Origin of the sequence: Paenibacillus sp. JQZ6Y-1 (genome assembly GCF_040719145.1) — a bacterium.
In the GTDB taxonomy this organism is placed as follows: Bacteria; Bacillota; Bacilli; order Paenibacillales; family Paenibacillaceae; genus Saccharibacillus; species Saccharibacillus kandeliae.
The window spans coordinates 170,027-181,510 of record NZ_JBFDUZ010000006.1; the positions used below are offsets into that span (position 1 = coordinate 170,027).

6 protein-coding genes, 11 tRNA genes and 1 rRNA gene are annotated in these 11,484 nt (G+C 46.5%); all 18 read right to left on the reverse strand.

Going from position 1 to position 11,484, the window contains the following annotated elements; genetic code table 11:
* Positions 1–870 precede the first annotated feature (870 nt).
* Complete coding sequence (gene glmM, locus ABXR35_RS22280) at positions 871–2,211, reverse strand: phosphoglucosamine mutase (RefSeq protein ID WP_367064267.1); 1,341 nt, start codon at positions 2,209–2,211, stop codon at positions 871–873.
* A gap of 194 nt (positions 2,212–2,405) precedes the next feature.
* On the reverse strand, positions 2,406–4,028 hold the full coding sequence (locus tag ABXR35_RS22285; RefSeq protein ID WP_367064268.1) for a CdaR family protein: 1,623 nt from the start codon (positions 4,026–4,028) through the stop codon (positions 2,406–2,408).
* The gene (cdaA, locus tag ABXR35_RS22290; protein WP_367064269.1) at positions 4,006–4,848 is read right to left on the reverse strand and encodes a diadenylate cyclase CdaA; all 843 of its coding nucleotides are present in this window, start codon (positions 4,846–4,848) and stop codon (positions 4,006–4,008) included. Before cdaA ends, ABXR35_RS22285 begins: the two co-directional genes overlap by 23 nt.
* Positions 4,849–5,245: 397 nt before the next feature.
* Entirely contained in the window at positions 5,246–5,860 is a 615-nt protein-coding gene (locus tag ABXR35_RS22295) for a zf-HC2 domain-containing protein (RefSeq protein WP_367064270.1), read from the reverse strand.
* A 193-nt stretch (positions 5,861–6,053) separates the two neighbouring features.
* Positions 6,054–6,623: an RNA polymerase sigma factor SigW gene (sigW, locus tag ABXR35_RS22300; RefSeq protein WP_188777435.1), complete on the reverse strand. Its 570-nt coding sequence runs from the start codon at positions 6,621–6,623 to the stop codon at positions 6,054–6,056.
* Between the two features lie 543 nt (positions 6,624–7,166).
* Positions 7,167–9,962 carry a phosphoenolpyruvate carboxylase gene (gene ppc / locus ABXR35_RS22305; RefSeq protein ID WP_367064271.1) on the reverse strand — a complete coding sequence of 932 codons (2,796 nt, stop codon included), beginning with the start codon at positions 9,960–9,962 and terminating at the stop codon, positions 7,167–7,169.
* 312 nt (positions 9,963–10,274) lie between these two features.
* Positions 10,275–10,348 (reverse strand) — tRNA-Gly (locus ABXR35_RS22310).
* A 7-nt stretch (positions 10,349–10,355) separates the two neighbouring features.
* A tRNA-Pro gene (locus ABXR35_RS22315) sits at positions 10,356–10,429 on the reverse strand.
* Positions 10,430–10,456: 27 nt separating this feature from the next.
* A tRNA-Arg gene (locus ABXR35_RS22320) sits at positions 10,457–10,533 on the reverse strand.
* Between the two features lie 3 nt (positions 10,534–10,536).
* Positions 10,537–10,611: transfer RNA gene (locus ABXR35_RS22325), tRNA-Gly, on the reverse strand.
* Between the two features lie 11 nt (positions 10,612–10,622).
* A tRNA-Leu gene (locus ABXR35_RS22330) sits at positions 10,623–10,704 on the reverse strand.
* 19 nt (positions 10,705–10,723) lie between these two features.
* A tRNA-Lys gene (locus ABXR35_RS22335) sits at positions 10,724–10,799 on the reverse strand.
* A gap of 4 nt (positions 10,800–10,803) precedes the next feature.
* Positions 10,804–10,878 (reverse strand) — tRNA-Gln (locus ABXR35_RS22340).
* Between the two features lie 18 nt (positions 10,879–10,896).
* Positions 10,897–10,972: transfer RNA gene (locus ABXR35_RS22345), tRNA-Val, on the reverse strand.
* A gap of 117 nt (positions 10,973–11,089) precedes the next feature.
* Positions 11,090–11,161, reverse strand: a tRNA-Glu gene (locus ABXR35_RS22350).
* A 9-nt stretch (positions 11,162–11,170) separates the two neighbouring features.
* Positions 11,171–11,243 (reverse strand) — tRNA-Thr (locus ABXR35_RS22355).
* Between the two features lies 1 nt (position 11,244).
* Positions 11,245–11,320 (reverse strand) — tRNA-Asn (locus tag ABXR35_RS22360).
* A gap of 39 nt (positions 11,321–11,359) precedes the next feature.
* Positions 11,360–11,476, reverse strand: a 5S ribosomal RNA gene (gene rrf / locus ABXR35_RS22365).
* Positions 11,477–11,484: the final 8 nt, after the last annotated feature.

An 11,484-nucleotide genomic window follows, 5' to 3' on the forward strand; every position in this document is an offset into this window, starting at 1 on the left:
ACCGATAGAAATCTTTGTAGCCGGGATCGCTCCCCACATTTGGATTTCTGTTTGCGGTCTGGTACATCACCGGAAGGTCCCCGCCGAATGTTTCGAACACCTTCACCTCGTCAGCTCGATTCTGTTTCCGTCCGTGATTCGAGCTCTGGCGCTTGATCTTGCAAAGGGTAACAAACGATCCTCACTTTCTGTATCGAAGTCATGCCGCCTTTATAATATCTCCAATGTTACAGTTATATTACAAATGGCAACTCGTTCATTATATTCATCTTTGGCGCATATGGCAATGATAAAAATGTGACAGCGGTGTTATTGCCCTGCTGACACCGAAAAAAAGCCATAATTTACGCTCTACCCTTTACAACTCACCTGCTGCCAGCGCTATGGAACCGACATAGCAACAATAGGATGCTGTTGCTCATATAGCCATGAGAACTGCCCTAGATTGTCCAAAAAATCGTCTGACCTCACTCCCTCCATCGTGTTGGTACGTACATCCAATCGGCATGAGGCACCTCTTTCTTATTCATAATGCTGTAGATGAGAGCTGCATTATATTACGGCTGAATGACAGAAATAAAACCCGCTTACAAATACCATAATATTACATTTATTAACCTTTTAACCACTCATAGTAACTGTATATGTACAGGTTATAGCAAAAATTTTTAATATCGTTAAGCAGATAATTCTTCTATTCCAGCTCACAAGAATCATAAGATTCCTCTCTGCTTCTATTTATCTTCTGCCTTATACTTTGACGTCTCCCCATCTATAGATCATCCTAAACAAAAAACCTGCTGGCACATGAGGATTCATGTACAACAGCAGGCTTTGCCATTCCATTTTCTATATTATGCAAGAATCGGTTTAAACGAGTTCCTTTTTCACGACATCAGCAATCTGAGCAACGAATTGCTCCAGCTCGTCCTTGTCTGGACCTTCTGCCATAACACGAATCAACGATTCCGTACCAGATGGACGCACCAGCACACGACCGTTACTGCCCAGCTTGCCTTCTACGTCTTTCACCGCAGCCGCAATGCCTTCATTGCCTTCATAGCGCGCTTTGCTTTCTACACGCACATTGACCAGCACCTGTGGGTATTTGCTCATCATGGATTTCAGCTCACTCAGCTTTTTGCCAGAACCAACCAGTGTGTCTACCAGTTGTACTGCCGTCAGAATCCCGTCACCCGTTGTATTATAATCTAAGAAAATCACATGACCAGATTGCTCGCCGCCGAGCGTATAACCGCCACGTCTCATTTCCTCCATTACATAACGGTCACCGACAGCTGTTTGTGCGGTGCGCAGAGACAGCTCTTCGGTCGCTTTGTAGAAACCAATATTGCTCATAACAGTGGAGACGATAGTGCTGTCCTTCAGTTTGCCTGCACGGTTCATCGCGTCACCACAAATGCACAAAATGTAGTCGCCATCTACTTCTTCACCTTTATCATCAATAGCGATCAGACGATCCGCATCGCCGTCAAAGGCAAGACCGATTTGCGCCTGATGACGGATCACTTCTTCTTTCAGCTGCTCTGGGTGTGTAGAGCCGCAATGATCATTGATGTTCAAACCATTTGGCTCTGCACCGATAGCGATCACTTCCGCGCCCAGCTCTTTGAACAATGCTGGAGCAAGTTCATATGCCGAACCGTTAGCGCAATCCATTACAATTTTCAAACCTTCAAAGGAATGCGTAATGGTCGATTTCAAATGCTCCAAATACTTGAACTTGGATTCATCATCGTTAACGATCGTTCCCAGTTCTGCACCGACTGGACGTGGCAGTGTATCCTCTTCTGCATCCATCAGCGCTTCAATGCGCAGTTCTGTTTCGTCAGACAACTTGAAGCCGTCGCCGCCAAAGAATTTGATACCGTTATCTTCAACCGGGTTATGCGAAGCCGAGATCATTACACCTGCATCTGCTTTGAGCAATCGTGTAATATATGCGACTGCCGGTGTGCTTACGACACCCAGACGCACAATATGTGCACCGATAGACAGCATCCCTGCGATCAGCGCCGATTCCAGCATCAGACCGGAAATGCGCGTATCCATACCAATCACGACGGTTGGTTTCTCCGCACCGTGTGTCAGTACATAGCCGCCACAACGACCAATTTGATATGCCATCTCTGCTGTCAGTTCTTTGTTGGCGACACCACGTACGCCGTCTGTTCCGAAATATTTACCCATGAATTGTGCTCCTTATGTTTGATATTCAGTTGGAATCTCATATCCGTATTGGGTATTCATCCCATGTGTAGAGGTTATAGGTTTCCATGACACAATCGGTCATTTATGCAAATGACCGATTGTGCATCATAACCTTTCCTTTATACGTCTTTACCCTTGGTACTGTCAATACTGTACTGCTTATATCCATGCAATCAGTGATAGGTACTCGATGATACAGCAGGTACTCCTAGCGCCTGATCAATCATCTGATTCTGAGGCGGCGGAGCAGCAGTAGAGGTGCCGCTACCTGCGGCAGCTCCTTCGGTTGTACCGGAAGGAGCTGCTTCATTATTCGTATTCCCATCTGTATTGCCATTCGTCCCATCTGGCGCAGGCTCAGCACTATTGCTGCTATCTGTATCGCCAGTGGAATCGGGATTACTGCTGTCTGGCGGTGTTGTGCCTTCTGAACCGCCGTTATCATTACCTGTATTGCCATTTGTGGCACCACCGGTGCCTGTTTCGCTATCATTTCCGTTACCGGTTGTGCCGCCATTTTGCCCATTATCCGGCGGCGTTGTTGTAGCACTCTCCGTCACCGTTACGGTCACGGTAATCTGCTCACCCGGATTGGACAAGCTAACCGTTTCCGGTAGAACGACCTGTACTGGCAGCTTATACGTACCTGCTACACGTCCACTCAGATTGACAGTTGCCGTAATGTCCTCCGGTCTCACCGCCTGAATCGCATCAGGTGCGCCTTTGATGCTGACAGATACCTGCTGACTGTCCGGTTGCGTAATGGTAGCTTCCAAGTTGGTACCGAGTCCGCTTAGCTTCACCGGTACATTTTGCACGGTCCGTTCAGAGAATTCCTCTGTCGTAATCGTTACCTGCACCGTTGAAGGCGACACCCGATCCGTACCTTCTGGAATATCTAGCTTCGCTGTTAACGTAGTTGTACCCGCCTTCGCAATCGAACTTAGATTGACTGATGCGGTGACCGAATTACCCAGCGCTGCTAGTTCTTCCTCAGAGCCATACACAGTGACCTCATCTGCACTGACCTCGGTTCCCGCCAGCACCAGATTATCTGGCAATTGACCAGTATAGCTCAGATTCAATGGCAGCTTGCGTGAAGATGCTCCAATCGGTACTTCCACCTTGACGGTAGATGGCGACACAGTTGCATCCTCCATCGCATTGCCACCCTTGTCGTATACAGACAGCGTTACCGTCTTGCTGACCGTATCATTGGCACCGGCGATATTAATCACACCACGTACCGATCCGACTTGAGCCAAACGACTTTGCGGCAACGTCACATTGACCTTATCCGTATCATCGGTAATGACCGGATCGCCCTTCTGATAGCCGCTTGCTGGTTCTCCCTGCACGCTAATTTGCGGAGTAAACGAATTGGACGTTTTCTCCTCAATCGTTACCCGTACAAAGCCCGGCGTGGAAGATACATACTGCACACTAGCCGGTGTTTCCGCAATAATCGGCAGTGTGACGGTTCCTGCACCTTTAATATCGGCGAGATTGATCTTCGCCTTATAGTTGTCCTTGGAAAAATAAGAAATTAAATCCGACTGTCCTCGTACCTCGATATTGACCGTTGTTGGTGAAATCGACTTTAATACATATTTGTCCTCGTCAAATCCGTAGGGCTGTACTTCCACATCATGGATAACACTTGTGCCCATCGCCGCTGATGACGTCGAAGTAGGCATGGTATTATTATCCATATGTACCATTACCCATAATAATAAACTCACAACAAGGGCAAGTACCTTGGCAACCGTATTATTACTGATCCATTTGTCCATCATCACGGCCGCCCCCCTTCCGCTTCCAGAATGGGATTTTCTTCTCGGTCGTTACGTTCGGCTTGAGTGCTTCATGAAGCTTGGCAATCAACGATTCCTCGTTAATATCACGTACGACCTGACCATTCATCGCCAGCGAAACCTGACCCGTCTCTTCCGAAACGATCAAGGAAATGGCATCGCCCACTTCACTGATCCCAATCGCTGCGCGGTGTCTCGTTCCCAGTTCTTTGCTAATAAACGGATTTTCCGATAATGGCAAATAACAGGCTGCCGCGGCAATTTTCTGCTCCTGAACGATAACCGCGCCATCATGCAGCGGCGTATTCGGGATAAAAATATTAATCAGCAATTCCGAACTGATCGCAGACTGCATTTTGATACCCGATTCGGTGTATTCGTTCAACCCCGTTGTTCGTTCAAATACGACCAGTGCTCCGATTTTGCGACGTGATAAATAATTCACCGCCTTGATCATTTCACCGATCATTCGTGTAATTTCTTCATCGTCCGCTACCGTTCGCCCAAAGATCTTCCCACGCCCCAGCTGCTCCAGACCGCGCCGCAGCTCCGGCTGGAAAATGATAAAGATCGCGAGCACACCAAAGGTAAATGCTTGGTTCATCAGCCATTTGAGCGTATACAGATCAAACCAGCTGCTCAGCGCCCAGACAACAACCAGCACGAGAATCCCTTTTAATAGCTGTACCGCACGCGTACCACGTACCAGCAAAATAAGCTGATAAATAATATACGTCACGATCAAAATATCGATAATATCTTTAATGGAATCTTTCCATGTTAAGTCCGCAAAATACTCCATACTGCAACCCCCGTTATGTTCTATCTGGTGGAACCTTAACAAGTCATGAATGTATTGCATGGCAGAAAATGTTCAGGGGTAGAATTTCGAGCAGTTCAATATCCCAACCGCTAAATTCATTCCAATCCATTGTTCGATCATGCCGCGCGTCTTACGATCGCAGCGTTCGTTCCATGCACCAACTATTATCCTATTACCCCAACTTGTAGACAAGTTTGCGTTCTTTTTCAGAAAATTCAATTCAAGTCATAAGATGAAGCAAAATGAGTTGTGCATGAGATGGATGGTATTCCTATTTTCTTATTTTACACGCTTTTTTGTATAACATGCAAAGAACATAGGCAAAACACACAAAAAAGACGCCATCTTGTACAAGAGGCGCCTTTCGATTGTTCATTTAATTGGTAGAGGCGACATCCGAGAATGCAGTTGAAATCTTATACCAAAGCCAGCCTACCGCCTGATCGATCGTCTGAACTTGTCCAGAGATATGAGCGGTACTTGCCTGAAATACGCTACCGTCGATGACTGTTACATTGCCTTCGACATCACCGTAGATCCTAGCTTGTCCTTTTTCTATTGTTAAATTACCGGCAATCGTTTTGCCTTCCGGTACGATGACAGTGTTCCCTTCAATCACAACCTGATCCAGATTTTGCCCCTTGACGATCATCTCAGGACCTTCATCCCACAACGGCAGGGTTCCAAGCAAAATGACGAAAAACGCTGCTGCTGCGGTCAATGCCGGATGACGTTTCAACCAAGTAACCCAGGCTGACTTTTTCTTCGGCTTCGGCAGTGACTGCATGATCCGGTCAGTGAGCTCATCAGATACTGGCGGTTTACGGTGATTGACGGCAAATAAGAGCATTTCCGTTTGCTCCAGCTCTTTAAAAGCGGCACGGCATTCCGAGCATTCAGCCATATGCTGATTTAGCTCATCCGCCTGTTCATCGGGTAAATCGCCGTCCAGGTACTCATGCATATAAGTGACGGCCAGTTTGCAATCCATATGAGCCATTCCTTTCTCGTAAAATAGCGCTTCGAGCATCATACCATACAAGCACAATGTCTGGAACCGCGAATACTCTGTTACATACGGTACAGCTTTAGGAATGTTTCAAAAAAGCAGAAAGATTTTTTGAATATCATTCCATGCCAACCGGTTTATTTTACACGGTTGCTGTAGGGTTGTTACATAGGCTTTACAGCTTATTTTCTAACTTTTTACGCAAAAATTCCCGACCACGGTGAACCCGGGTCTTGATCGTCGTCACGGGCATATCCATGACATCGCTAATTTCCTGCAAGGATAGCTCCTGCAAATAACGAAGCACCATGACCGTTTTGTACTTATCCGGCAGCGAATCGATTGCTTGATGAATAAGCTGCTGCGTCTCTGTCAGCATATATTCGCTTTCCGGTGTTCGTTCGTCGCCTGGAATCAGCGCATAACCGTCCGTATTGTCCTGATCATTCAGCTCGGCATCCAGCGAGAAGCTAGGCTTGCGCTTACGCAGCCGGTCAATGCACAGATTGGTCGCAATCCGATAGATCCATGTTGAGAATTTCTGCTTCGGATCATAGCGATCCAAATTTTTGTACACTCTCAAAAATGTCTCCTGCACTACATCTTCCGCTTCATGGCGATTGCTTAGCATCCGATAGCCAAGATGAAACAGCTTGTCCTTGTATAAATCAACGATCTCGGCAAATGCGCGCTGATCACCTTTTAGCGCCAGCTTTGCCAATCTCGTATCCAGATTATCCACCATCACTCCCCCAAACTATGTTCCCGATATGTATATTGTTTGTTGTGTAAACCATTTTACAATCCACTTAAAATCGTACTGGATGATTCCGTAAATTGCAATCTTAATCCTTTGATAATTTACAATTAGACGTACTTTGTATACGAAATATCAAAATTTACACATTTTATGTCTATATGAGGTGATTGATACAGCTTATATATGCACCACTTCTCTTAGAATCGCTCATACCGCCCGGTCTTCTTGCTCATTACCTATCATTACCTATTCTAAACAACATCCACAACTCACACCTCGTAAATCCAGCGCTCACAACGCAACGTACAACGAACAACGAACAACGAACAACGAACAACGAACAACGAACAACGAACAACGAACAACGAACAACGAACAACGAACAACGAACAACGAACAACGAACAACGAACAACGAACAACGAACAACGAACAAACGATGATAAGAAAAAAGGATACTATTTTACAAGACCTAAATAGTATCCTTCCTCTATATAATTACATCATTATCTCAAATCATTTCCTACAATCAGCCCGTATTGCGCAGACCTGCAGCAATGCCGTTGATCGTCAGCAACACTTCACGCAACAATTCAGCATCATCCGAGCCTTCTTCACGAATATCGCGCAGCTCGCTCAGCAATTGCACCTGCAAATAGCTCAGTGGGTCCACATATGGATTACGCAAACGTACCGACTCTTGAATGACCGGTACATTATCCAGAATTTCCTGCTGACCGCTAATTTGCAATACCAGATCACGCGTCAGATTGAACTCGTCCTCGATCATACCGAAGATACGAGCACGATAGCTTTCATCCTTGCACATACCGGCATATTCACGAGCAATCGTCAAATCCGCTTTAGCAATCGCCATTTGCAGCGTATCGATGAGCGTTTTGAAGAATGGGAATTCTTTGTACATCCGTTGCAGTTCTGCCATGTTTTCCGGCTTATCCTGATAAAAATGCTGGATACCCGTTCCGGCTGCATACCAAGCAGGTAGCAGATAACGGCTTTGTGTCCAAGCAAATACCCAAGGAATCGCACGCAAATCCTCAAAACGATCACTATTTTTACGTTTGGATGGACGAGAACCGATATTCAGCTCGCCAACCTCCGGCAATGGCGTGGATTGCTTGAAGAAATTCATAAAGTCTGGATCACGGAAAATTAGATCCTGATATTTGTTCAGGGACACTTCCGAAATACCACGGACAATGTTATCCCACTCTTTATTATTTTCACCAGCTGGCTCGCCTGTCTGAGCAATCGCTGCTGATGTAATCAGCGCAGAGATTGCCTGCTCCAGACTGCGATAAGCAATGCCTTGCAGCGAGTAGCGAGAAGACAGTACTTCACCCTGCTCTGTAATTTTGATGCCGCCACCGATCGTATGCGGCGGCTGAGCCATAATACTGCGATCCAGCGACATACCGCCACGTCCGAGCGCACCGCCGCGACCATGGAAGAATTTCAGCTTGATGCCGTATTCCTGTCCCATCGCTGTGATGTCGTTCAGCGCTAGACGCAATTCCCAGTTCGCAGTTACCACACCACCGTCTTTATTGCTATCAGAGTAACCGAGCATAATCTCATGCAGATCATTCATCGAAGCAACAGCCGCACGATAAGCAGGCAGATCCAATACGCTGCGCATAATTTGCGGAGCTGCGTGCAGATCATCAATCGTTTCAAACAGAGGCACGGCTTGAACCGTACAATGCACTTTGCCATCCGGCAGCAAGCGGAACAGCCCTGTCTCTTTGGCAAAGATCATGACTTCCAAAATATCACTTGCACCCTGAGTCATACTGATCAGGTAACTAGAAATACAGTTTTTGCCGAATTCCTGTTGTGCTTTGGCAATCGTACGATACACCGCCAGACATTCTTCTGTACTTTCCGTGTAATGAAAGTATGGAGAAGTCAGCGGGCGAGGATCAGTCATCAGCTTGCCCAGCAATTCGATTTTCTCATTCTCGCTCAGAGTAGAGTAGTCCTCCACAATCTGCATACCAGCAAGAATTTCTTTCAGTGCATTTTCATGCTCTTGACTATGCTGACGTACATCTAATGTAGCAGTATGGAAACCAAACAGCTCCACCTGACGAATCATCTTCTGTACATACGTATCTGCTACATAATCGGCATAATGATGACGCAGACTCTTATCAATCGTCCACAGGTCTTCCAGCAGTTCGGAGACATGGTTGTAACGTTCCATCGTACCACGCTTGGAATCGTCGACGATATTATTCAGTTTACGCAGCATATACGCGATTTTGATACGGTAAGGTTCGTTCTCGTTGTTCCAGCTATACGTTTTATCAATCGTCACATGCAGACGATCCTTTTGAATGGAAGAAAGCAATTCTTCCGATACATCAATAATCGTAGTGCTAAAGCTCAGCGAGTTCATCATATCGCGCAAAATACGTTGATATTCACGAATCGCCAGCTTACGCTGCATTTGCAGCGTTTTCCATGTTACTTCTGCCGTTACAGATGGGTTACCATCACGGTCGCCACCAATCCAAGAACCGAAGCGTAGGAAGCCCGGTACATGCCAGTGATGATCGGGATAATGCTTCGCCAGTGAGCGTTCCAGTTCCTGATACAACTCCGGCAATACATCAAACAACGTTTCATGGAAATAATACATCCCGTTACGTACTTCATCCAGAACCGTCGGTTTGCGATCACGCAGCTCATCAGTTTGCCAAAGTGTAATCACTTCGTTCAGCAGCTTCTCACGTAGCTGTTCGCGTTCACGGAACGTTAGAGTCGGATTGTCGAGCAATTTCACATCTTCAGAAATGCGTTTGTGTATATCAAGGATAACGCGACGCATTGCTTCTGTCGGATGCGCAGTCATTACCAGCTCAAGTGACAGGTCAGCCAGTAGAGCTTCTACTTGTTCAGCTGTAAAGTTGTGCTTTTTCAGCTGTTGCACTGCACTTTCCATAGAACCAGATTGAACCGTTTCTCCTGCCGAACGCTCGTAATCGCGTTTGCGACGGATACGATGGTTCTGCTCCGCAATGTTGACCAGTTGAAAATAAATGGCGAAAGCCCGTATAACCTGATGCCGATTATCTGAATCCAGATTGCGGATCAACGTTTTGAACTCCTCAAATACTTCTGGCAAAGATACTGCACGCAGCGATTTACTCAGCTCGCGGATCTTCTCCACGATATCCAGCAGCTCTTGGCCACCCTGATGTACAAGTACTTCACCAAGGATATTTCCCAAAAAGCGTACATCGCGCCGTAGCAGATTGTTAGAATGGTTTTTACTTACATTCACTGTCAACTCAGACATGCTTCTCCTCCTATCGTTCCCCACCGGTGTTGATTCTAATGAAGGTTAACATCTTCTTAACATCATACAACAAAGCATCAGCGAATACTTTAATTAATTTAATAGTTATGATTATTTATGCAAAGATTTCATCATTCACTCATAATGACTTCACAGCGTTATCGCACTACATCATTATACTACAATCCTTTAACGTGTGAATATTAAATTAGACCTATTTGTCAAAATGACAATCACACGTATGTAGAGATAGCAGATATAAAAATATGTCCATATAGCAAAAAAAGACCGTTTCCGGTCTTGATTATAAATTGGAGCGGGTGATGGGAATCGAACCCACGCTACCAGCTTGGAAGGCTGGAGTTCTACCATTGAACTACACCCGCATACAAGTCGGGATGACACGATTTGAACATGCGACCCCCTGGTCCCAAACCAGGTGCTCTACCAAGCTGAGCTACATCCCGATATGCAGAAATATGAAAATAAAAATATGGCGCGCCCTAAGAGATTCGAACTCCTGGCCTTTTGATTCGTAGTCAAACGCTCTATCCAGCTGAGCTAAGGGCGCAAATGGAGCGGACGACGGGAATCGAACCCGCGACCCTCGCCTTGGCAAGGCGATGCTCTACCGCTGAGCCACGTCCGCAACATAAGGTATGCGCGTGGAGGGACTTGAACCCCCACGTCGTAAGACGCTAGATCCTAAGTCTAGTGCGTCTGCCAATTCCGCCACACGCGCATGTGAATCATAGTGAAAATGGTGAGCCATGAAGGACTCGAACCTTCGACACCCTGATTAAAAGTCAGGTGCTCTACCAACTGAGCTAATGGCTCATGATGGCTGGGGATATAGGATTTGAACCTATGCATGACGGAGTCAAAGTCCGTTGCCTTACCGCTTGGCTAATCCCCAACGTCATGAAAATAACGATGGTGGAGACTGAGGGGATCGAACCCCCGACCCTCTGCTTGTAAGGCAGATGCTCTCCCAGCTGAGCTAAGTCTCCATAAGTATTAGTTATTCGTAAAGGCAATGCTAGTCTCTGCATATATGTCGTACCTAATCCTTGTTATAAAGCACTGACAAACCTTTACTGCTTATCTTTTCATAAAGAAGAAAAGAATGACCCGTAGGGGATTCGAACCCCTGTTACCTCCGTGAAAGGGAGGTGTCTTAACCCCTTGACCAACGGGCCTCACTGAGAAGCTCTCAACCGGATTCGAACCGGTGACCTCATCCTTACCATGGATGCACTCTACCTACTGAGCTATGAGAGCGTGGCTCCCCGAACAGGACTCGAACCTGTGACAACTCGATTAACAGTCGAGTGCTCTACCAACTGAGCTATCAGGGAATAGTCGCCACTCTCAAGGAGCGGCTAGTCTTACGTTTCGCTTGGCAACGTCCTACTCTCCCAGGACCCTGCGGTCCAAGTACCATCGGCGCTGGAGGGCTTAACGGTCGTGTTCGGGATGGGTACGTGTGGAACCCCTCCGCCATCATCACCAAACGTGCAGG